The organism is Pseudomonas sp. BIGb0176, from assembly GCF_024810175.1.
Classification (GTDB): domain Bacteria; phylum Pseudomonadota; class Gammaproteobacteria; order Pseudomonadales; family Pseudomonadaceae; genus Aquipseudomonas; species Aquipseudomonas protegens.
The window spans coordinates 708,896-728,573 of the sequence record NZ_JANUEC010000004.1; the positions used below are offsets into that span (position 1 = coordinate 708,896).

21 protein-coding genes are annotated in these 19,678 nt (G+C 65.4%); 9 read left to right on the forward strand and 12 right to left on the reverse strand.

What is annotated here, in order from left to right; translation table 11 throughout:
* Nucleotides 1-20: 20 nt before the first annotated feature.
* The 3 genes from rsmB to def all read right to left on the reverse strand — a co-directional run bounded on the left by rsmB (nt 21) and on the right by def (nt 2,878).
* Nucleotides 21-1,346, reverse strand: coding sequence for a 16S rRNA (cytosine(967)-C(5))-methyltransferase RsmB (rsmB, locus tag M2395_RS26355; protein ID WP_011058409.1), 1,326 nt, complete (start codon nt 1,344-1,346; stop codon nt 21-23).
* Nucleotides 1,343-2,302 carry a methionyl-tRNA formyltransferase gene (gene fmt / locus M2395_RS26360; protein ID WP_011058410.1) on the reverse strand — a complete coding sequence of 320 codons (960 nt, stop codon included), beginning with the start codon at nt 2,300-2,302 and terminating at the stop codon, nt 1,343-1,345. Before fmt ends, rsmB begins: the two co-directional genes overlap by 4 nt.
* Nucleotides 2,303-2,371: 69 nt before the next feature.
* Nucleotides 2,372-2,878: a peptide deformylase gene (gene def, locus M2395_RS26365; RefSeq protein ID WP_011058411.1), complete on the reverse strand. Its 507-nt coding sequence runs from the start codon at nt 2,876-2,878 to the stop codon at nt 2,372-2,374.
* A 153-nt stretch (nt 2,879-3,031) separates the two neighbouring features.
* Here def and M2395_RS26370 point away from each other — a divergent pair, with 153 nt between their 5' ends.
* The 3 genes from M2395_RS26370 (at nt 3,032) to M2395_RS26380 (ending at nt 5,848) form a co-directional block, all read left to right on the forward strand.
* Nucleotides 3,032-4,042, forward strand: coding sequence for a LysM peptidoglycan-binding domain-containing protein (locus tag M2395_RS26370; protein WP_123431151.1), 1,011 nt, complete (start codon nt 3,032-3,034; stop codon nt 4,040-4,042).
* Nucleotides 4,043-4,129: 87 nt separating this feature from the next.
* Entirely contained in the window at nt 4,130-5,236 is a 1,107-nt protein-coding gene (gene dprA, locus M2395_RS26375; RefSeq protein ID WP_077933142.1) for a DNA-processing protein DprA, read from the forward strand.
* Between the two features lie 54 nt (nt 5,237-5,290).
* Nucleotides 5,291-5,848: an L-threonylcarbamoyladenylate synthase gene (locus tag M2395_RS26380; RefSeq protein WP_011058414.1), complete on the forward strand. Its 558-nt coding sequence runs from the start codon at nt 5,291-5,293 to the stop codon at nt 5,846-5,848.
* Between the two features lie 64 nt (nt 5,849-5,912).
* On the opposite strand, the gene M2395_RS26385 is transcribed toward M2395_RS26380, so the two are convergent.
* A complete protein-coding gene (locus M2395_RS26385) occupies nt 5,913-6,890 on the reverse strand; it encodes an NADPH:quinone reductase (protein WP_026020270.1) in 978 nt (325 codons plus the stop codon).
* Between the two features lie 167 nt (nt 6,891-7,057).
* On the opposite strand from M2395_RS26385, the gene hemF reads away from it, so the two are divergent.
* Entirely contained in the window at nt 7,058-7,975 is a 918-nt protein-coding gene (hemF, locus tag M2395_RS26390) for an oxygen-dependent coproporphyrinogen oxidase (RefSeq protein ID WP_077933143.1), read from the forward strand.
* Nucleotides 7,976-8,068: 93 nt separating this feature from the next.
* The gene (gene aroE / locus M2395_RS26395) at nt 8,069-8,890 is read left to right on the forward strand and encodes a shikimate dehydrogenase (protein WP_077933144.1); all 822 of its coding nucleotides are present in this window, start codon (nt 8,069-8,071) and stop codon (nt 8,888-8,890) included.
* A 104-nt stretch (nt 8,891-8,994) separates the two neighbouring features.
* Here aroE and M2395_RS26400 read toward each other — a convergent pair whose 3' ends face one another.
* The 3 genes from M2395_RS26400 to betC form a co-directional block, all read right to left on the reverse strand.
* Nucleotides 8,995-10,563: a SulP family inorganic anion transporter gene (locus M2395_RS26400; protein WP_011058418.1), complete on the reverse strand. Its 1,569-nt coding sequence runs from the start codon at nt 10,561-10,563 to the stop codon at nt 8,995-8,997.
* Nucleotides 10,564-10,663: 100 nt separating this feature from the next.
* On the reverse strand, nt 10,664-11,581 hold the full coding sequence (choX, locus tag M2395_RS26405) for a choline ABC transporter substrate-binding protein (RefSeq protein ID WP_011058419.1): 918 nt from the start codon (nt 11,579-11,581) through the stop codon (nt 10,664-10,666).
* Nucleotides 11,582-11,598: 17 nt separating this feature from the next.
* Nucleotides 11,599-13,113, reverse strand: coding sequence for a choline-sulfatase (gene betC / locus M2395_RS26410; protein ID WP_123431152.1), 1,515 nt, complete (start codon nt 13,111-13,113; stop codon nt 11,599-11,601).
* 114 nt (nt 13,114-13,227) lie between these two features.
* On the opposite strand from betC, the gene M2395_RS26415 reads away from it, so the two are divergent.
* Nucleotides 13,228-14,178, forward strand: coding sequence for a choline sulfate utilization transcriptional regulator (locus M2395_RS26415; RefSeq protein ID WP_015633623.1), 951 nt, complete (start codon nt 13,228-13,230; stop codon nt 14,176-14,178).
* On the opposite strand, the gene M2395_RS26420 is transcribed toward M2395_RS26415, so the two are convergent.
* Entirely contained in the window at nt 14,175-14,840 is a 666-nt protein-coding gene (locus M2395_RS26420) for an NAD(P)-dependent oxidoreductase (protein ID WP_041774015.1), read from the reverse strand. The genes M2395_RS26415 and M2395_RS26420 overlap by 4 nt on opposite strands.
* A gap of 82 nt (nt 14,841-14,922) precedes the next feature.
* On the opposite strand from M2395_RS26420, the gene M2395_RS26425 reads away from it, so the two are divergent.
* A complete protein-coding gene (locus M2395_RS26425; protein WP_077933149.1) occupies nt 14,923-15,249 on the forward strand; it encodes a DOPA 4,5-dioxygenase family protein in 327 nt (108 codons plus the stop codon).
* A 55-nt stretch (nt 15,250-15,304) separates the two neighbouring features.
* Here M2395_RS26425 and M2395_RS26430 read toward each other — a convergent pair whose 3' ends face one another.
* The 3 genes from M2395_RS26430 to trpB form a co-directional block, all read right to left on the reverse strand.
* Nucleotides 15,305-15,748 (reverse strand): anti-virulence regulator CigR family protein, encoded by a 444-nt coding sequence (locus M2395_RS26430; protein WP_015633626.1) that lies wholly within the window; start codon nt 15,746-15,748, stop codon nt 15,305-15,307.
* Between the two features lie 121 nt (nt 15,749-15,869).
* Nucleotides 15,870-16,682 (reverse strand): tryptophan synthase subunit alpha, encoded by an 813-nt coding sequence (trpA, locus tag M2395_RS26435; protein ID WP_123431153.1) that lies wholly within the window; start codon nt 16,680-16,682, stop codon nt 15,870-15,872.
* Nucleotides 16,682-17,902 carry a tryptophan synthase subunit beta gene (gene trpB, locus M2395_RS26440; protein WP_015633628.1) on the reverse strand — a complete coding sequence of 407 codons (1,221 nt, stop codon included), beginning with the start codon at nt 17,900-17,902 and terminating at the stop codon, nt 16,682-16,684. The genes trpA and trpB overlap by 1 nt, the downstream gene beginning before the upstream one ends.
* A gap of 147 nt (nt 17,903-18,049) precedes the next feature.
* Here trpB and M2395_RS26445 point away from each other — a divergent pair, with 147 nt between their 5' ends.
* Nucleotides 18,050-18,943: a LysR family transcriptional regulator gene (locus M2395_RS26445; RefSeq protein ID WP_011058427.1), complete on the forward strand. Its 894-nt coding sequence runs from the start codon at nt 18,050-18,052 to the stop codon at nt 18,941-18,943.
* Here M2395_RS26445 and M2395_RS26450 read toward each other — a convergent pair.
* Nucleotides 18,940-19,266: a YqjD family protein gene (locus tag M2395_RS26450; protein WP_011058428.1), complete on the reverse strand. Its 327-nt coding sequence runs from the start codon at nt 19,264-19,266 to the stop codon at nt 18,940-18,942. The two genes, M2395_RS26445 and M2395_RS26450, sit on opposite strands and share 4 nt — an antisense overlap.
* Nucleotides 19,267-19,424: 158 nt before the next feature.
* Here M2395_RS26450 and M2395_RS26455 point away from each other — a divergent pair, with 158 nt between their 5' ends.
* On the forward strand, nt 19,425-19,640 hold the full coding sequence (locus tag M2395_RS26455; protein WP_011058429.1) for a dodecin: 216 nt from the start codon (nt 19,425-19,427) through the stop codon (nt 19,638-19,640).
* Nucleotides 19,641-19,678: the final 38 nt, after the last annotated feature.

A 19,678-nucleotide genomic window follows, 5' to 3' on the forward strand; every position in this document is an offset into this window, starting at 1 on the left:
AGTCACTCCCTTAAAACCGTTTAGCCGCGAGCTGCGGCGATCTTGATCAGCTTGGCGTAGTAGAAGCCGTCGTGGCCGCCCTCTTGCGCCAGCAACTGGCGTCCGTGGGGCTGCTTGAGGCCGGCGGCAGGCTGCCCCAGTTGGCCGCCGATGTCCAATTCACGAGCCCCCGGGGTGCGGGCCAGGAAGGCCTCGATGACCTCGGTGTTCTCGGTGGGCAGGGTCGAGCAGGTGGCGTAGAGCAGGATGCCGCCCACTTCCAGGGCCTGCCACATGGCATCCAGCAGTTCGCCTTGCAGTTGCGCCAGGGCGGCGATGTCTTCGGGCTGGCGGGTCAGCTTGATATCCGGATGGCGGCGGATCACCCCGGTGGCCGAGCATGGCGCGTCCAGCAGGATCCGCTGGAACGGCTTGCCGTCCCACCAGGCCTGGGTGTCGCGGCCATCGGCGGCGATCAATTGGGCGTCGAGCCCCAGGCGGTCGAGGTTTTCCCGTACCCGCACCAGGCGCTTGGCCTCCAGGTCCACCGCCACTACGCCGGCCAGGGCCGGTTGCACTTCGAGGATGTGGCAGGTCTTGCCGCCCGGGGCGCAGCAGGCGTCCAGCACCCGTTGCCCCGGCGCCAGTTCCAGCAGCTCGGCGGCCAGTTGCGCGGCCTCGTCCTGCACACTGATCCAGCCTTCGGCAAAGCCCGGCAGGCTGCGTACATCCAAGGCTTCGTCGAGGACGATGCCGTCCTGGCTATAGACGCAAGCCTTGGCCGCAACCCCCGCTTCGCTCAACAGCTTCAGGTAGGCATCGCGGGAGTGATGCCGGCGGTTGACCCGCAGGATCATCGGCGGGTGGGCGTTGTTGGCGGCGCAGATGGCTTCCCACTGCTCGGGCCAGAACGCCTTGAGGGATTTCTGCAACCAGCGCGGGTGTGCGGTGCGCACCACCGGGTCGTGCTCCAACTCGGCCAGCAGCGTTTCGCTTTCGCGTTGGGCGCGCCGCAGCACGGCATTGAGCAGGGCCTTGGCCCAGGGCTTTTTCAGCTTGTCGGCGCAGCCCACGGTTTCACCGATGGCGGCGTGGGCCGGAACCCGGGCGTAGAGCAACTGATAGAGGCCCACCAGCAGCAATGCTTCGACATCGGCGTCGGCTGCCTTGAACGGCTTCTGCAGCAGCTTGGCCGCCAGCGCCGACAGCCGCGGCTGCCAGCGTGCGGTGCCGAAGGCCAGGTCCTGGGTGAAGCCGCGATCCCGGGCCTCGACCTTGTCCAGCTGGATCGGCAGCGAGCTGTTGAGCGAGGCCTTGCCGTTGAGCACGGCAGTCAGCGCCTTTGCGGCGGCCAGGCGCGGGTTCATTGGGCGTCCGCCGTCTGGCCGAGGACGGTGCCGATGGCGAATTTCTCGCGGCGGCTGTTGAACAGGTCGCTGAAGTTCAGCGCCTTGCCCCCGGGCAGTTGCAGGCGGGTCAGGCACAGCGCCTGCTCACCGCAGGCAACGATCAGGCCGTCCTTGCTGGCGCCGAGGATTTCCCCCGGCGCGCCCTTGCCTTCGGCCAGGGTGGCGGCCAGCACTTTCAGCGCTTCGCCATTCAAGCTGCTGTGGCAGATCGGCCAGGGGTTGAAGGCCCGCACCAGGCGCTCCAGTTCCACGGCCGGGCGGCTCCAGTCGATGCGCGCCTCGTCCTTGTTCAGCTTGTGGGCGTAAGTGGCCAGGCTGTCGTCCTGGACTTCGCCTTCCAGGGTGCCGGCGGCCAGGCCTTCGATGGCTTGCAGCACTGCGGGCGGGCCCATCTCGGCCAGGCGGTCGTGGAGGCTGCCGCCGGTATCTTCGGCGCTGATCGGGGTGCTGACCTTGAGTAGCATCGGCCCGGTATCCAGGCCGGCTTCCATGCGCATCACGGTCACCCCGCTTTGCGCGTCACCGGCTTGCACCGCACGCTGGATCGGCGCGGCACCGCGCCAGCGTGGCAACAGCGAAGCGTGGCTGTTGATGCAACCCAGGCGCGGAATATCCAGCACCGCCTGGGGCAGGATCAGGCCGTAGGCCACCACCACCATCAGGTCCGGCTTGAGCGCTGCCAGTTCGGCTTGAGCCTCGGCATTGCGCAAGGTCGGCGGTTGCAGCACGGGGATGTCGTTTTCCAGAGCAAGCTGCTTGACCGGACTGGGCATCAGCTTCTGCCCGCGCCCCGCCGGACGGTCCGGCTGGGTGTAGACCGCAACGATCTGGTAAGGGCTGTCGAGCAGGGCCTTGAGGTGTTCGGCGGCGAATTCGGGGGTGCCGGCAAAGACGATGCGCAGTGGCTCAGTCATGGGAATTCTCGATGTTAAACATGCGGAAAAGAAAAAGGCTTGCCGTAGCAAGCCTTTGCAAGACGGTCATCAAGCCTGCTGGCGATGCTGCTTTTCCAGCTTCTTCTTGATCCGGTCACGCTTGAGCGTGGACAGGTAGTCGACGAACAACTTGCCGTTCAGGTGGTCGCATTCGTGCTGGATGCACACGGCGAGCAAACCTTCGGCGATCAGTTCGTAGGGCTGGCCGTCGCGGTCCAGGGCCTTGATCTTGACCCGTTGCGGGCGGTCGACGTTTTCGTAGAAGCCCGGTACCGAAAGGCAGCCTTCCTGGTACTGGTCCATCTCGTCGGTCAGGGCTTCGAACTCGGGGTTGATGAACACCCGTGGTTCGCTGCGGTCTTCGGACAGGTCCATGACCACCACGCGTTTGTGCACGTTGACCTGGGTCGCCGCCAGACCGATGCCTGGGGCCTCATACATTGTTTCAAACATGTCGTCGACCAACTGACGCACTTCGTCGTCCACTACGGCCACTGGTTTGGCGATAGTGCGCAGGCGCGGATCAGGGAATTCGAGGATGTTTAAAATGGCCATAAGCGTAATTGCTACACGTGTGAAGTAAGGGCGGAGTCGGCGTCCGCGCAGGTTCTGGACCTGGGCCGCCGGTGCAAAACGTGCTCTGGGATGGAGCGAGCCGTGCAGGCTCTGGCGTTTCACGCGAACGCACATAATAAAGGGATTCAGCCCATGAGGAAATCACTGTTCGCCCTGCTGCTGGCGGGCTGGACCGCCATCGGCCAGGCCCAGGTGCAACTGCGGGACAGTTATCCACAGCACTATCGGGTGCAGCCGGGCGATACCTTGTGGGGCGTCGCCAGCCTGTATCTGCAGCAGCCCTGGCAATGGCGCGAGCTCTGGCCCGCGGGCTTCGCCGGGCAGATCTTCCCTGGTGACCGCCTGCAACTGGTGCGCAATGACGGCCCGCCACACCTGCAGCTGGAGCGACCAGCGGCTCCGCCGACGGTCAAGCTCGCGCCCCAGGCCCGGCGCCTGCCCCCTGCCCCGATTCCGAGCATTCCCCTGCAAGCGATCAGCAGCTTCTTGCTGGACAACCGCATCGTCGATCAGCCCGGGGCCCTGGAGCAGGCGCCGTATATCGTGGCCGGCGAGGGCGAGCGGGTGCTGGGTGGCATGGGCGACCGGCTTTTCGCCCGTGGCCGGCTGGACCCTGAGCAGCCGGTCTATGAGCTGTTCCGCCAGGGCAAGGTCTACCGCGACCCCCTGAGCCAGGAACTGCTGGGGGTCAACGCCGACGCCATCGGCAGCGCCCGGGTGGTGGCGAGCGAAGGTGACCTGGCCACCCTCGCCTTGCAGAGCAGCAACCAGGAAGTGCGCCTGGGTGATCGCTTGCTGGCCGCCGATACCTCGGGGTTGCCGGGCTCCTTCAACCCCAGTGCCCCGCAACGGCCGGTGGAAGGGCTGATCATCGACGTGCCCCGAGGGGTCACCCAGATCGGCGCCCTGGATGTGGTGACCCTCAACCGCGGGCGCCGCGACGGCCTGCTGGAGGGCAACGTACTGGCGGTGATCAAGACCGGTGAAACCGTGCGCGACCGGCAAACCGGCGAGCCGCTGAAAATCCCCGACGAGGCGGCCGGCTGGCTGATGGTGTTCCGCAGCTACGACAGGCTCAGCTACGGATTGGTACTCAAGGCCACGCGTTCGCTGGCGGTGCTGGACAAGGTCCGCAACCCCTGAGGGAGATCTTTCCTCAACAAGTTACCAACAGAGTTATCCACAGCTTGTTCCAGCTCAGGCTGGAGCCCTGACGATCAAGGATGATCCATGTCGAACTCGATGAGCGGCAGCATTTCCCCGGCAGAACTGGAAGCTCGATTGCGCTTGCACGTCCTGCCCGAACTCGGGCCGATGCGTTTTCAGCGCCTGCTTCAGGCATTCGGTTGCGCTTCTAAAGCACTCAGTGCCCCGGCCAGTGCCTGGCGTTCCCTGGACCTGCCGCCGGCCTGCAGCGAGGCCCGGCGCAGCCCCCAGGTGCGCGACGGCGCCCGTCGCGCATTGGCCTGGATAGATAGCCAGGCCCAGCATTTGCTGATGTGGGACCAGCCCGGCTACCCGCCCTTGCTGGCGCAACTCGAGGATGCGCCGCCGCTGCTGTTCGTGGCCGGCGACCCCTCGATTCTCGAACGGCCGCAGTTGGCGATGGTGGGCAGCCGTCGCGCATCGCGACCGGGGCTGGACACCGCCGGGGCCTTTTCCCGCAGCCTGGCCCGTGCCGGTTTTGTCATCACCAGCGGTCTGGCCCTGGGCATCGATGGCGCTGCCCATCAGGCGGCCCTGGATGTTGGCGGGCGCACCGTGGGCGTGCTGGGCACTGGCCTGGAAAATTTTTATCCACAGCGGCACCGGGCCCTGGCCAGGGCCATGATCGACCAGGGCAGCGCGGTGGTTTCCGAGTTCCCGCTGGACACCCCGGCGCGTGCGGAACACTTCCCCCGGCGCAATCGAATCATCAGTGGCCTGGCCCTGGGCGTGCTGGTGGTGGAGGCCAGCGTCGCCAGCGGTTCGCTGATTACCGCGCGGCTGGCGGCGGAGCAAGGCCGCGAGGTGTATGCCATCCCCGGTTCTATCCACCACCCCGGTGCCCGGGGTTGCCACCAGTTGATCCGCGACGGCGCGGTGCTGGTGGAAAGCGTGCAGCACATCCTGGAGACCCTGGCCGGCTGGCAGAACCTGCCGCCCAGCGCCTCGCTGCCGACAGCGGCCTGTACCCACCCGTTGCTGGCCTTGCTGCATGCGGCGCCCCACAGCAGCGAAGCCTTGGCCAGCGCCAGCGGCTGGCCCCTGCCCCGGGTGCTGGCGGCCCTGACCGAGCTGGAGATCGAAGGCCGTGCGGTCCATGAAAATGGGCGTTGGTATGCGCGTCTGAGCTAGGTTTTATAAGCAGGATCGGTAAACTGCGCACAGCTTTTATCTGGAGAGTCGGCAATGGTCAGCAGTTGGCGCGTGCAGCAAGCCGCACGAGAGATTCGCGCAGGGGCGGTGATTGCCTATCCAACCGAAGCGGTCTGGGGCCTGGGGTGCGATCCGTGGAATGAAGAGGCGGTGGATCGCCTGCTGGCAATCAAGTCACGGTCGGTGGACAAGGGCCTGATCCTGATCGCTGACAACATCCATCAGTTCGATTTCCTCTTCGAGGACTTCCCGGACACCTGGATCGATCGCATGTCCAGCACCTGGCCGGGGCCCAATACCTGGCTGGTGCCCCATCAGAACCTGTTGCCCGAGTGGGTCACCGGGGTCCATGACACGGTGGCGCTGCGGGTCAGCGACCATCCGCTGGTGCGTGAGCTGTGCTCCCTGGTGGGCCCGCTGATTTCCACCTCGGCCAACCCCCAGGGGCGCCCGGCGGCGCGCACGCGGCTGCGCATCGAGCAGTATTTCCGTGGGCAACTGGATCTGGTCCTCAGTGGCAGCCTGGGCGGGCGCAAGAACCCGAGCCTGATCCGTGACCTGGCTACCGGCAAGGTAGTTCGGCCTTCCTGAAGCGCTTCGCCGGCAAGCCGGCTCCTACGATACTCGGTAGGAACCGGCTTGCCGGCGAAGGCGTTCAAGGCAGCAGCACAGTCGAGCCAGTCGTGCGTCGTGCCGACAGTTCGATATGGGCCTTGGCCGCATCCGCCAGGGCGAAGCGCTGGCCAATCTCGATCTTCAGCTTGCCGCTGGCAATCATGCCGAACAGGTCGTCGGCCATGCGCTGCAGGTTCTCGGCATTGTTGGCGTAGCTGGCCAGGGTCGGCCGAGTCACGTACAGCGAGCCCTTGGCCGAGAGAATCCCCAGGTTGACCCCGTCCACTGCGCCAGAGGCGTTGCCGAAGCTGACCATCAGCCCGCGTGGGGCCAGGCAGTCCAGGGAGGTCAGCCAGGTGTCCTTGCCCACGCCGTCGTAGACCACCGGGCACTTCTTCCCGCCGGTCAGTTCCAGCACTCGCTGGGCCACGTCTTCATGGCTGTAGTCGATGGTTTCCCAGGCGCCCAGGGCCTTGGCGATGGCGGCTTTTTCCGGCGAGCTGACGGTGCCGATCAGCTTTACCCCGAGGGCCTTGGCCCACTGGCAGGCCAGGGAGCCGACACCGCCGGCAGCGGCGTGGAACAGCACGGTTTCGCCGCCCTGGAGTTCATAGGTCTGGCGCAGCAGGTACTGCACGGTCAGGCCCTTGAGCATGACCCCGGCGGCCTGTTCGAAGCTGATGGCGTCCGGCAGGCGTACCAGGTTGGCTTCGGGCAGCACATGCACATCGCTGTAGGCCCCCAGTGGGCCGCTGCCGTAAGCCACGCGGTCGCCGACCTTGAAACGGGTCACGGCACTGCCTACGGCCTCGACCACGCCCGCGCCTTCGGCCCCCAGGCCCGAAGGCAGGGCGGGCGGTGCGTAGAGACCGCTGCGGAAATAGGTGTCGATGAAGTTCAGGCCGATGGCCTTGTTGCTGACGCGAACCTGTTGCGGGCCCGGTTCCGCCGGTTGGTAATCCACATATTCGAGCACTTCGGGGCCGCCATGGGCGCGGAACTGGATACGTTTGGCCATCTGCATTCTCTCCTCGGACGTGTCGTGAAAGTGCTCTATCGGACTCCTCTGCTTGACCTTCGTCAACTGCGGAGCGCCCCGGCGCGGTGTTATGCTACGCGCCCATTTGCGCCGGCCCGTGCTCCATCCCTAGCGCCGCGTAGCTTTGCCCGATTCAAGGTGATGCCATGACTACCCGCACCGAGGCCGTGAAAGCCTACCTGCTCGACCTGCAAGACCGCATTTGCGCTGCACTGGAAACCGAAGACGGTGGCGCACGCTTCATCGAGGACGCCTGGACCCGGCCTGCCGGTGGTGGCGGGCGTACCCGGGTGATCGGCGACGGTGCAGTGATCGAAAAGGGTGGGGTGAACTTCTCCCATGTATTCGGCAGCGGCCTGCCGCCATCGGCCAGTGCCCATCGGCCCGAGCTGGCCGGCCGTGGCTTCGAGGCCCTGGGCGTGTCCCTGGTGATCCATCCGCACAACCCCCATGTGCCGACTTCCCACGCCAACGTGCGGTTCTTCATCGCCGAGAAGGAAGGCGAAGAGCCGGTCTGGTGGTTCGGCGGCGGTTTCGACCTGACCCCCTACTACGGCAACGTCGATGACTGCGTGCACTGGCACCGGGTTGCCGAGCGCGCCTGCGCGCCCTTCGGTGCCGACGTCTATCCACGCTACAAGGCCTGGTGCGACAGCTATTTCCACATCAAGCACCGCAATGAACCGCGGGGCATCGGCGGCCTGTTCTTCGACGATCTGAACGAATGGGACTTCGACACCAGTTTCGCCTTCATGCGCGCCATTGGCGACGCTTACATCGAGGCCTACCTGCCCATCGTCCAGCGCCGCAAGGCCGCGGCCTACACCGCGCAGCAGCGGGAATTCCAGGAATTTCGCCGGGGCCGCTACGTGGAGTTCAACCTGGTCTACGACCGTGGCACCCTGTTCGGCCTGCAATCGGGCGGGCGCACCGAGTCGATCCTCATGTCGCTGCCGCCACAAGTGCGCTGGGGCTATGACTGGAAGGCCGAGCCGGGCAGCGAAGAAGCGCGCCTGACCGAATACTTCCTGCAGGATCGCGACTGGCTGGCAGCCAGCAACTAAACCGCACCCACTGTGTAGAAGCCGGCTTGCCGGCGAAAAGGCCTTCAAGGCGGATGCGGTTCCTACCCCTGTGTTGAGCAAATGGGATGAGAGATGGATCAGTACGTTGTCTTTGGTAACCCGATCGGCCACAGCAAGTCGCCGCTGATCCATCGGCTGTTCGCCCAGCAGACCGGCCAGCAGCTGGAGTACAACACCCTGCTGGCGCCCCTGGATGATTTCGCCGGCACCGCTCGCAGTTTCTTCGCCCACGGGCGAGGGGCCAATGTCACGGTGCCGTTCAAGGAAGAGGCCTATCGCCTGTGCGACAGCCTGACCGAACGGGCCCAGCGCGCCGGTGCGGTGAACACCCTGAGCAAGCAAGCGGACGGCACTCTGCTGGGAGACAACACCGACGGCGCCGGACTGGTGCGCGACCTGACGGTGAACGCCGGGGTCAGCCTCAAGGGCAAGCGCATCCTTGTGCTGGGGGCTGGCGGCGCGGTCCGTGGTGCCCTGGAGCCATTGCTGGCCGAGCAGCCGGAGGCCTTGGTAATCGCCAATCGCACCGTGGAAAAGGCTGAGCTGCTGGCGGAGTTGTTCGCCGACCTGGGGCCGGTATCGGCCAGCGGCTTCGACTGGCTGCAGGAGTCGGTGGACCTGATCATCAATGCCACCTCCGCCAGCCTTTCGGGCGAGCTGCCGCCGATTGCCGGCAGCCTGATCGAGGCGGGCAAGACCGTGTGCTACGACATGATGTACGCCAAGGAGCCGACACCGTTCTGCCGCTGGGCCAGTGAACAGGGCGCGGCCCTGGTGCTGGATGGCCTGGGCATGCTGGCCGAGCAAGCGGCGGAAGCCTTCTACCTATGGCGCGGCGTGCGCCCCGACAGTGCCCCGGTGCTGGCTGAACTGCGTCGCCAGTTGGCGCAGTAACCCCTCCCTCCTCGTAGGAGCTGGCTTGCCAGCGAAGGCGGCCTCAAGACTGGCGCCAGGTCCAAGGGCCTCTTCGCCGGCAAGCCGGCTCCTACGGATGGGGTTCAGTCTTCGAAGTGGATCGGGCAGCGTTCCGGGCCTTCGAGCTTGATCAACTCTTCTTTCACCGCCTGCCGTGCCCGGCGCAGGATCAGGCTGCGCTCCTGGCGCCTGAGGCGGCGTGCTTCCTGGTGCAGCATCTCCACCCCTGAATAGTCGATGAAGTTGATCTGCCGTGCGTCGATCACCAGCCTGGGCGCGTGGCAGCGCTGCATGCGCACCTGCAGGTAATGGCTGGCGCCGAAGAAAATCGAACCGCCGACCCGCAGGATGTCTTCATCGCCTTCGCTGGACTGCTGCACCCGCGGTTGCGAAGTGCGCTTGAGGTAGAAGAACAGCGACGCCAGGACCCCGGCATAGATCGCGGTCTGCAACTCCAGGAGCAGGGTGGCGACGCAGGTCAGGCTCATCACCACGAACTCGGCGCGGCTGACCCGGAACAGCGCGCGAATGCCCCGGTGGTCCACCAGCCCCCAGCAGATCAGCAGGATGCTGCCGGCCATGGCCGGGATCGGGATATGGGCGATCAGCCCGGCGCCGGCCACGGCGAACAGCGCCACCCACAGCGCCGAGAACACCCCGGCCAGGGGCGAGCAGGCGCCGGCCTCGTAGCTCAAGCCGGAGCGGGTGAAGGAGCCCGAGGACAGGTAGCCGGAGAAAAACGCCCCGACCATGTTCGACAGGCCCTGGGCGCGGACTTCCTGGTTGGCGTCCAGCAACTGTTCCGAACGTGCTGACAGCGAGCGGGCAATCGACAGGCTGGTGACCAGCCCGAGCATGCCCACCGCCACTGCACTGGGCAGCAACCGCAGGATCAGTTCCAGGTCCAGGGGCAATGGGCTAAACGGCGGCAGCCGGCCAACGAAGGCGCTGACCAGTTGCACATGGCCAAACACCCCTGGCAGCAGCCATACCACCAGGGCACTGAACACCAGGCTCAGCAGCAGGCCGGGCCAGCGCGGCGCCAGCAGCTTGAAGGCGACCCCCAGCGCCAGGGTGCCCAGCCCCAGCAGCAGCGAAGGCCGGTCCACCTCGCCCAGGTGCTGCAGCAACTGGCTCAGGCTGTTGAGGGCGGTGGCCTGGTTCGGCAGTTCCAGCCCCAGCAGGTTGGGCAACTGGCCCAGGGCGATGACCACCGCCGCGCCGAGGGTGAAGCCCAGCACCACCGAGTGCGAGACGAAGTTCACCAGGGCGCCGAAGCGCAGCATTCCCAGCAGCCACTGGAAGACCCCGGCCAACAGCGTCAGGAGCAGGATCAGGGTGATGTAGTCCTCGGAGGCCGGCACTGCCAGGGGGCTGACGCTGGCATAGAGAACGATGGAAATCGCCGCCGTGGGGCCGCAGATCAGGTGCCACGATGAACCCCACAGGCAGGCGATCAGCACCGGGACTATGGCCGCGTATAGCCCGTACTCCGGGGGCAGGCCGGCGATCAGGGCATAGGCGATGGATTGCGGCAGAGCGAGGATCGCGCCGCTCAGGCCCACCAGCAGGTCACGGCCGACGCTGGCCCGGGTCTGGCGCGGCAGCCAGCTCAGCAAAGGCAGGAGAGATTGGCGGTCGGGCCAGGCCATGGTTCCTCACGGGTGGGTTGATTCGGTGGGCCAGGGTAAAGCATTGCCAGGCTTTGGGTGCAGGAGCCGGCTTGCCGGCGAATGGCCGGCGCACCTCGGGCTACAACCTGCTCTTCACCGCTGCCAGGGCCTCTTTGTCATCAATGGTTCGCACTCCCTCCAGCCATTGCTCCAGCACTGCCGGGTGGGCCTTGATCCAGGCCTTGGCGGCCTCGGTGTTGCTGAGTTTGCTGTTGACCACCGCGGCCATGATGCTGTTCTCCATCTCCTGGGTGAACCGCAGGTTGCCCAGCAGTTTGCCGACGTTCGGGCAAGCCTGTGCATAACCCTTGCGGGTCAGGGTGTAGACGCTGCCGCTGGCGCCGAAGTACTTTTCGCCGCCGGTCAGGTAGCGCATCTTCAACTGCACGTTCATCGGGTGTGGAGTCCAGCCGAGGAAGGTGATGAAGCGCTGCTTTTTCGTGGCCCGGGACACTTCGGCGAGCATTGCCTGTTCACTGGACTCGATCAGCTTCCACTGGCCCAGGTTGAACTGGTTGCTCTTGATGATTTCCTGCAGCGACAGGTTGGCCGGCGCGCCGGAGCCGATGCCGTAGAGCTTTTTGTCGAACTTGTCGGCGAACTTGTCCAGGTCGGCAAAATCATGCACTCCGGCCTCCCACACATAGTCCGGCACCGCCAGCGTGAACTCGGTCCCTTCCAGGTTCTTGGCCAGCTGGGTGACGTCGCCATTGGCCACGAACTTGTCATGGAAGCCTTGCTGCGCCGGCATCCAGTTACCCAGGAATACATCCACCCGGCCATCCTTCAGACCCCCGAAGGTGATGGGCACGGCCAGGGTGTCGATCTTCGCCTTGTAGCCCATGCCGTCCAGCAGGAAGCCGGTGATGGCATTGGTGGCGGCGATATCGCTCCACCCCGGGTCGGCCATCTTCACGGTCTCGCACGAGTCGGCCCAAGCGGATGCGCTGCCCAGGGCCAGAAGCCCGAGCGTCAGTGCTGTGGATAACCTTTGCATGCTTTTCCCCTTACGTTTTATTGGTTTTGGCAGGGTTGTGGATAACGGGCCTTGCGCTCCAGGTCATCGAGGTCGATGTGGTTGCGCATGTACTGCTGGCTGGCGTCTACCAGCGGCTGGTGGTCCCAGCTCTTGAGTTTGCCCCGGTTCAGCGCCTCGGCCACCAGCCGGCGGCGGCGCTGGCTGGCCAGGACCTGTTGGTGAATGCGCGGAATGTCCCACTTGGCCCGGGCCTCTGCCAGGAACGCGGCGAACAGCGGCCGATGCTCGGGCGACTGGCCAAGGTCGCAGCGCTCTTGCGGGTCGTGGTGCAGGTCGAAGAGTAGGCAGGGGTCGTCTTCACTGTAGATGAACTTGTAGGCACCGCGGCGAATCATCATCAGCGGGCCGATGGTGCCTTCGGCCATGTATTCGCCGAACACCTCGTCGTGCCCGCCCTGCCCTAGCAAGTGCGGGACCAGGGAGCGGCCATCCAGCGGCAGGTCGGGCTCGACCCGGCCGCCGGCCAGCTCCACCAGGGTCGGCAGCAGGTCGGCGGTGGAGACAGCGGCGCTGACCCGGCCGGCAGTGAACTGCCCCGGTGCACAGATCAGCAGCGGTACCCGGGCGGCCATTTCAAACCAGTGCATTTTGTACCAGAGGCCGCGCTCGCCGAGCATGTCGCCGTGGTCGCCGGAAAACACGATCAGCGTGTCGTCCGCCAGCCCGGTGTCTTCCAGGGTCTGCAGCAGCTTGCCGACGTTGCTGTCGATGTAGCTGCAGGCGCCGAAGTAGGCGCGGCGCGCGTCGCGGATCTTATCCACAGGCAAGGGCTTGTCCCACAGGTCGTAGACCTTGAGCAGGCGCTGGGAATGCGGATCCAGCTCGCTTTGGGGCGGGGTCTGCGGCAGTGGAATCTGGTCGTCGCGGTACAGGTCCCAGAAGGCCCTGGGAATGGTGTACGGATCGTGGGGGTGGGTCATGGAGACGGTGAGGCAGAACGGCTGGTCGCCGGCCTCGCGCACATGGTCGAACAGGTATTGCTGGGCCTTGAACACCACCTCCTCGTCGAAATCCAGCTGGTTGGTGCGTACACAGGGGCCGGCCTGCAGTACCGAGGACATATTGTGGTACCAGCTGGGGCGCACATCGGGCTGGTCCCAGTTCACCGCCCAGCCATAGTCGGCGGGGTAGATATCGCTGGTCAGGCGCTCTTCATAACCGTGCAACTGGTCCGGGCCGCAGAAGTGCATCTTGCCCGAGAGCGCAGTGCGGTAGCCCAGGCGCCGCAGGTAGTGGGCGTAGGTAGGCACGTCGGCGGGGAAGTCCGCGGCGTTGTCGTAGGCGCCGATCCGGCTGGGCAACTGGCCGCTGACCAAAGTGAAGCGCGAGGGTGCGCACAAGGGGCTGTTGCAGTAGGCGGCGTCGAAGACCACGCCCTGGGCGGCCAGCCGGCTGAGGTGAGGCAGCTTGATCGGCGAGGGTCCGTAGAACGGCAGCAAGGGTGCGGCCATCTGATCGGCCATGATGAAAAGAATGTTCTTGCGCTTCATGGATTCGCGGCATTCCATATTCGATGGTTATGCGAAAGTGCTGCAATCGAGCATGGATCCCATGCTGTTGGTGGTAAAGCCCATGTACAGCAATGACTAGGATAAGCACAGCTTATGTATGAAGCCCTTGGCGACCTGTCCCTGGACCTGCTCCGGGTGTTCGAAGCAGCCGCGCGCCTGCGCAGCTTCACCGCCGCGGCGGTGGAACTGGGCACCACCCAGCCGGCTATCAGTCAGCAGATCAAGCGCCTGGAGGGGCAGCTGGGGGTGCGCCTGTTCGACCGCATCTACCGGGGCATCGAGCTCACCGAGTCTGCAGCCTTGTTGCTGGATCAGGTCCAGGCCGGCCTGCAGAGCATCGATGCCGGCCTCAGCGCCCTCAGCCAGCAGCATCAGCATGAGGTGCTGCAGGTGGCCACGGATTTCGCTTTCGCCGCCTATTGGCTGATGCCCCGCCTGCATCGCTTTCATGAGGCCAACCCCCAGGTGGATGTGAGCCTGGTCACCAGCGAGCGCAGCCACAGCATGCTGCGCAGCGATATCGACGTGGCGGTGCTGTTCGGCGACGGGCGCTTCAGGCAGGGGGAAAGCCACTGGCTGTTCAGCGAAGAAGTGTTTCCGGTGTGCAGCCCGCTGCTGCTCAAGGACCGTGCTGCGCCGCTGCCCGCCCCTTCCCTGCTGGAACTGCCGCTGCTGCACCTGCGGGGTGAAGGCAGCAACCACTGGTTCGACTGGAGCGGGGTATTTCGCGAGCTGGGCCTTGCGGGTGCGCCGGCCCCAGGGCAATTGCGCTTCGACAATTACACCCTGCTGATCCAGGCAGCCATCGGCGGCCAGGGCGTGGCCATCGGCTGGCGTCACCTGGTGGATGACCTGCTGGAGCAGGGCCTGCTGTGCCGGCCCATCGCCGAGAGCGCGCTGTCCGCCTACGGCTATTACGTGGTGCTGCCCCAGCGCAAGCGCCGCGGCCCGCTGATCCAGCGTTTCGTCGACTGGCTGATGAGCGAGCAGGCCGGCAGCGCCCAGAGCCTCAAGGGGCTGGCGCTGCCGTCCATTGCCCGCTAGGTGGCGGCCTGGGGTTGGGTGGCGATGAAACTCACATGCTCGCGCAGGTGCAGATTCAGGCGCAGCTCGTCGCTGATGCCGATTGCCACGCCGTTGAGCCGTCGCAGCGGCTCGGCAAGCCCCGGCTCGAGGCTGTCGCCAACCTGGTTGAAATGCTCGATACCCAGCCCGGCCACGCCCCGCGGCGCGTTGATCAGGGTCCAGTCCAGCGCGCTGCTGCGCAGTGCATCGAGGATTTCCTGCGCGGCATGGTGAGGCAGGCTGGTGCTGGAGGGCGGGTTGTCGAGAACGCTGAACTCCCCCACCAGCATCAACCTACGGATGCCGGCGCCCTGCATGCCTTCGATCAGGGCATCCACTGCCCGTACCTGGTTCACCGGGTCGGGGGCCTGGCCGGGCGTGGTGCTGCCGGGCAGATCGGGGGCATCCAGCAGGCAGATCACCGCCGAGCTACCGGCTACGCTCTGCTTGACCCGGTCCGGGTCGAACAGGTCGCCGCCCTTGGCGCGCAGGCCTGGGCGCGGGGCCAGCGCGGTGAGGTCGTCGAGAATGGCGATCACCTCATGCTGGCGCCTCAGGCTCTCTGCCATCAACGCACTGCCCAGGCTGCTCATGGCACCATAGAGCACCAGTTTGACCACCGGAGTTTCGGCATTTTTCATGGCCTGGCTTCCTTATTTTCCACAGGTACCGGTTGTGACCTGTGGCGAGCCTTGAGGGTTCGTCTTGATTGCGAGGGTTTGCATGCAACGGATCAAGGGCTACCACGCCCATGTCTACTTTGACGCCAGCACCATCGACCAGGCTCGGGCCTTGTGCGAACGGGCGGCGCAGCTGTTCGAACTGAAAATGGGCCGGGTCCACGAGCGGCCGGTGGGGCCGCATCCGGACTGGAGCTGCCAGTTGGCGTTCAGCCCCGAGGTGTTTGCCCAGGTGGTGCCGTGGCTGGCCCTCAATCGCCAGGGGCTGGTGGTGTTCCTGCATCCGGATACCGGTGATGACCTGCTGGACCACACCGACCATGCGATCTGGATGGGGGCTATGCGGCCACTGGACCTGAGGGGGTTCTGAGGGCGACGGACCGCCGGCAAGCCGGCTCCTGCAGGGGCCGGCCGGTCGGGTGAGGTCAGTAGAGCACGCCGTCGAGGATCTCGTAGACGATGCCGGTGCCCACGGCGATCAGCACGATGTCGCCCCCCATGCGTCGCCATTCGTACCCCGGGTACACCGGCAGGCGCGACAGGGCCCGGGGCTCCAGGCGTTCGCCGTAGTAGCCGCGCGGCAGTGGCTGGCCGCGCACCAGGTGGATGCCGGGAGGCGGCGGCGCGCCCCGGACGAAGTAGCCGTGGTTGTCGCGGATGGTCTGGCGCACCGGGCCGAAATCCCGTGGCGGGCCGCCGCGGCGATCATCCCCCGGGCCACGGTGCTCGTTGCCACGGTTGTCCCAATAGCCCTGTTGTGGCCCGCCACGATCATAGCCGCCGCGCTCGTCGGCCATGACCTGCAGCAACGGGCTGGCGCTGAGCATCAGCACCGCGGCACCGGCAATCAGACGTTTGGGCATTTTCATCAGGTATTCCTCGCAACACACACAGCAAAAAGGGGTTCGCCACCTTGGTCGCGAACCCCCGGGTCTTGCTGCTTAGTCTGTGTCTCGAGGCGCTAATTCCTCTGTATCAGGAACTTTACCCTCAGCTGACGCGGGCCTTACGTACGCCCTCGGACAGCGCCGCACACAGGCTCAGCACCCCATCCACCGCCTGCTCGGCAGACTCGGCGCTGGCGATGTGGTCGATCAGCGCCGAGCCCACTACCACGCCGTCGGCCAGGCGAGCGATGGCGGCTGCCTGCTCCGGAGTACGGATGCCGAAACCGATGCTGATGGGCAGGTCGGTGTGGCGACGCAGGCGGGCCACGGCTTCTTCCACGTGTTCCAGGGTGGCGGCACCGGCACCGGTGACCCCGGCCACGGAAACGTAGTAGACGAAACCGGAGCTGCCGTTGAGCACCTTGGGCAGGCGGGCGTCGTCGGTGGTCGGTGTGGTCAGGCGGATGAAGTCGATGCCGGCGGCCTGGGCCGGGTCGCACAGTTCGCTGTTATGTTCCGGCGGCATGTCCACCACGATCAGGCCATCGACACCGGCGGCCTTGGCGTCGGCGATGAAGCGCGGCACGCCGTAGTGGTGGATCGGGTTGAAGTAGCCCATGAGCACCAGCGGGGTGTCGCTGTTGCCTTCGCGGAACTCGCGAACCATCTGCAGGGTTTTCGCCAGGTTTTGCTTGGCCCCCAGGGCACGGATGTTGGCCAGCTGGATCGCCGGGCCGTCGGCCATCGGGTCGGTGAAGGGCATGCCCAGTTCGATCACGTCGGCGCCCGCTGCGGGCAGGCCCTTGAGGATCGCCATGGAGGTGTCGTAGTTCGGGTCGCCGGCGGTGACGAAGGTTACCAGGGCGGCGCGATTCTGTTCTTTAAGCTGTGCGAAGCGGGTTTGCAGGCGGCTCATCAGTGTTTCTCCTGCTGGGACTGTTGCATGTGGTGCATGACGGTCTGCATGTCTTTGTCGCCACGGCCCGAGAGGTTGACCACCATCAGGTGATCCTTGGGCAGGGTTGGCGCGCGCTTGAAGACTTCGGCCAGGGCATGGGCGCTTTCCAGGGCCGGGATGATGCCCTCCAGGCGGCAGCACTGGTGGAACGCGGCCAGGGCTTCGTCGTCGGTCACCGAGGTGTATTCGACGCGGCCGATATCGTGCAACCAGGCGTGTTCCGGGCCGATGCCGGGGTAGTCGAGGCCGGCGGAAATCGAGTGGGCGTCGATGATCTGGCCATCGTCGTCCTGCAGCAGGAAGGTGCGGTTGCCGTGCAGTACGCCGGGTACGCCGCCGTTGAGGCTGGCGGCATGCTTGCCGGTCTCGATGCCGTAGCCGGCGGCTTCGACGCCGATGATCTCGACGCTCTTGTCGTCAAGGAACGGGTGAAACAGGCCCATGGCGTTGGAACCGCCACCGATGCACGCCACCAGGCTGTCCGGCAGGCGGCCTTCCTGGGCTTGCATCTGCTCGCGGGTCTCCTTGCCGATGACCGCCTGGAAGTCGCGGACCATGGCCGGGTACGGGTGCGGGCCGGCGACGGTGCCGATCAGGTAGAAGGTGCTGTCGACGTTGGTCACCCAGTCACGCAGGGCTTCGTTCATCGCGTCCTTCAGGGTGCCGGTGCCGGCCACCACCGGGATCACTTCGGCGCCCAGCAGCTTCATGCGAAATACGTTGGCCTGTTGGCGCTCGATGTCGGTGGTGCCCATGTAGATCACGCAATCCAGGCCAAAACGCGCGGCCACGGTGGCGGTGGCCACGCCATGCATGCCGGCGCCGGTCTCGGCGATGATGCGTTTCTTGCCCATGCGCCGCGCCAGCAGGATCTGGCCGATGCAGTTGTTGATCTTGTGCGCGCCGGTGTGGTTCAGCTCTTCACGCTTGAGGTAGATCTTGGCGCCGCCGCAGTGCTCGGTCAGGCGTTCGGCGAAGTACAGCGGGCTGGGGCGGCCCACGTAATCGCGCTGGAAGTAGGCCAGTTCCTTGAGGAATTCGGGATCTTCCTTGGCCTTTTCGTATTCGCGGGCCAGGTCGAGGATCAGCGGCATCAGGGTTTCGGCCACGTAACGGCCGCCGAATGCGCCGAACAGGCCGTTGTCGTCAGGGCCATTGCGTAATTGGGACTGGGTCATTGCAGCGCTCCCGGGGGAAGTTTGGAGAAAGAAGGCCTGGTGGAAAGACCGCTTCGTAGAAACACAATGGAGCCCACTCTACCCCTGACATCCGATGCTGAAAACCGATAAGATCGCCGCAACCTGTCAGGAAAACTCACAGATAAAATGAGCCGCGACCTGCCTCCCCTGAATGCCCTGCGGGCCTTCGAAGCCACTGCCCGGCTCAATAGCGTCAGCCAGGCGGCCGAACAGCTGCACGTCACCCACGGCGCGGTCAGTCGGCAGTTGAAGGTGCTTGAAGAACATCTGGGGCTGAGCCTTTTCGTCAAGGAAGGCCGTGGCCTTAAACTCACAGATGCCGGCATTCGCCTGCGCGATGCCAGCAGCGAGGCCTTCGAGCGCCTGCGGGATGTCTGCGCCGAGCTGACCCAGGGCAGCGCCGATGCGCCCTTTGTCCTGGGCTGTTCCGGAAGCCTGCTGGCGCGCTGGCTGATCCCGCGCCTGGGGCGCCTGAACGCCGACCTGCCGGACCTGCGCCTGCACCTTTCGGCCGGTGAAGGCGACCTCGACCCCCGGCGCCCGGGCCTGGATGCCTTGCTGGTCTTTGCCGAGCCGCCCTGGCCGGCGGACATGCAGGTCTATGAACTGGCCAGCGAACGCATCGGCCCGGTGCTCAGCCCGCGCTATGCCGGTTATCCACGCCTGCGGCAGGCGCCGGCTGGCGTCCTGGCCAGCGAGGCCCTGCTGCACACTACTTCCCGCCCCCAGGCCTGGCCCAGTTGGGCACGGCGCAACGACCTGAATCCCGAAACGTTGAAGTACGGGCAGGGTTTCGAGCATCTGTATTATTTGCTGGAGGCGGCCGTGGCGGGCCTGGGGGTGGCAATTGCCCCGCAGCCGCTGGTGGCCGAGGACTTGCTGGCGGGCAGGCTGGTTGCGCCCTGGGGTTTTTCCGACACCCCGGGGCAACTGGCGCTGTGGTTACCCAAGCGCGCCGCTGATGGGCGCGCCCGGCAATTGGCGCAGTGGCTGGAAAACGAACTGCGCCAGCAGCTTTAGTCGCCGCGCTTGCACAGCAGATAGGCGGCCAGCAGGCCGATGGCACCCACGGCAACCCCGGCGGTGGTCCAGGGGTGTTCCTGGGCATAGTCGCGGGTCGCGATCCCGGTTTCACGGGTTTTCACTTTGACTTCTTCATAGGCATCGCTGAGCAGGCTGCGCGAATGCTTCAGCGCGCTTTCGGCATTGCTCTTGAGCGCCTTGAGGGTCTTGCGCGACTCGTCGGACGCATCGTCCTTCAGGCTTTCCAGCGATTTGAGCAGGCTGGAGATCTCGGCTTCCATACTTTCCAGTGAGGCTTTGCGTAACGAGGTGTTGGCCATGTCGGCTCTCCTGCAGGGTGGTGAATGGGCTGTGTAGGTTCCGACTGCGGCGTGTTGGGAAAGTGCAGAAAATCTGAACTTAGCCTTGGGCGCAGGCGCCACAAGTAATAAGAAAAATCACTGCTAGGCTGTAATTCACAGCTAAAAAGGAGAGCGCCATGACTGATCATCACACTTACAAGAAAGTCGAACTGGTGGGTTCGTCGCCGAACAGCATCGAAGATGCGATCAACAACGCGCTGGCGGAAGCGCACAAGAGCATCAAGCACCTGGAATGGTTCGAAGTGACTGAAACCCGGGGCCATATCAAGGACGGCAAAGCGGCGCATTTTCAGGTCACGCTCAAGGTGGGCTTCCGAATTGCCAATAGTTGAAGGCTTGAGCTAGGCTCTGGAACTTGTGCGCTGGCCGA

Excerpts from the sequence above, each read along its gene's own strand:
- def (WP_011058411.1), bottom strand. The coding sequence starts at position 2,878 with ATGGCCATTTTAAACATCCTCGAATTCCCTGATCCGCGCCTGCGCACT.
- M2395_RS26415 (WP_015633623.1), top strand. The coding sequence starts at position 13,228 with ATGTATGAAGCCCTTGGCGACCTGTCCCTGGACCTGCTCCGGGTGTTC.
- dprA (WP_077933142.1), top strand. The coding sequence starts at position 4,130 with ATGTCGAACTCGATGAGCGGCAGCATTTCCCCGGCAGAACTGGAAGCT.
- M2395_RS26400 (WP_011058418.1), bottom strand. The coding sequence starts at position 10,563 with ATGGCCTGGCCCGACCGCCAATCTCTCCTGCCTTTGCTGAGCTGGCTG.
- M2395_RS26450 (WP_011058428.1), bottom strand. The coding sequence starts at position 19,266 with ATGGCCAACACCTCGTTACGCAAAGCCTCACTGGAAAGTATGGAAGCC.
- M2395_RS26380 (WP_011058414.1), top strand. The coding sequence starts at position 5,291 with ATGGTCAGCAGTTGGCGCGTGCAGCAAGCCGCACGAGAGATTCGCGCA.
- rsmB (WP_011058409.1), bottom strand. The coding sequence starts at position 1,346 with ATGAACCCGCGCCTGGCCGCCGCAAAGGCGCTGACTGCCGTGCTCAAC.
- M2395_RS26370 (WP_123431151.1), top strand. The coding sequence starts at position 3,032 with ATGAGGAAATCACTGTTCGCCCTGCTGCTGGCGGGCTGGACCGCCATC.
- M2395_RS26455 (WP_011058429.1), top strand. The coding sequence starts at position 19,425 with ATGACTGATCATCACACTTACAAGAAAGTCGAACTGGTGGGTTCGTCG.
- M2395_RS26425 (WP_077933149.1), top strand. The coding sequence starts at position 14,923 with ATGCAACGGATCAAGGGCTACCACGCCCATGTCTACTTTGACGCCAGC.
- M2395_RS26445 (WP_011058427.1), top strand. The coding sequence starts at position 18,050 with ATGAGCCGCGACCTGCCTCCCCTGAATGCCCTGCGGGCCTTCGAAGCC.
- trpA (WP_123431153.1), bottom strand. The coding sequence starts at position 16,682 with ATGAGCCGCCTGCAAACCCGCTTCGCACAGCTTAAAGAACAGAATCGC.
- M2395_RS26385 (WP_026020270.1), bottom strand. The coding sequence starts at position 6,890 with ATGGCCAAACGTATCCAGTTCCGCGCCCATGGCGGCCCCGAAGTGCTC.
- betC (WP_123431152.1), bottom strand. The coding sequence starts at position 13,113 with ATGAAGCGCAAGAACATTCTTTTCATCATGGCCGATCAGATGGCCGCA.
- choX (WP_011058419.1), bottom strand. The coding sequence starts at position 11,581 with ATGCAAAGGTTATCCACAGCACTGACGCTCGGGCTTCTGGCCCTGGGC.
- trpB (WP_015633628.1), bottom strand. The coding sequence starts at position 17,902 with ATGACCCAGTCCCAATTACGCAATGGCCCTGACGACAACGGCCTGTTC.
- fmt (WP_011058410.1), bottom strand. The coding sequence starts at position 2,302 with ATGACTGAGCCACTGCGCATCGTCTTTGCCGGCACCCCCGAATTCGCC.
- M2395_RS26430 (WP_015633626.1), bottom strand. The coding sequence starts at position 15,748 with ATGAAAATGCCCAAACGTCTGATTGCCGGTGCCGCGGTGCTGATGCTC.
- hemF (WP_077933143.1), top strand. The coding sequence starts at position 7,058 with ATGACTACCCGCACCGAGGCCGTGAAAGCCTACCTGCTCGACCTGCAA.
- aroE (WP_077933144.1), top strand. The coding sequence starts at position 8,069 with ATGGATCAGTACGTTGTCTTTGGTAACCCGATCGGCCACAGCAAGTCG.
- M2395_RS26420 (WP_041774015.1), bottom strand. The coding sequence starts at position 14,840 with ATGAAAAATGCCGAAACTCCGGTGGTCAAACTGGTGCTCTATGGTGCC.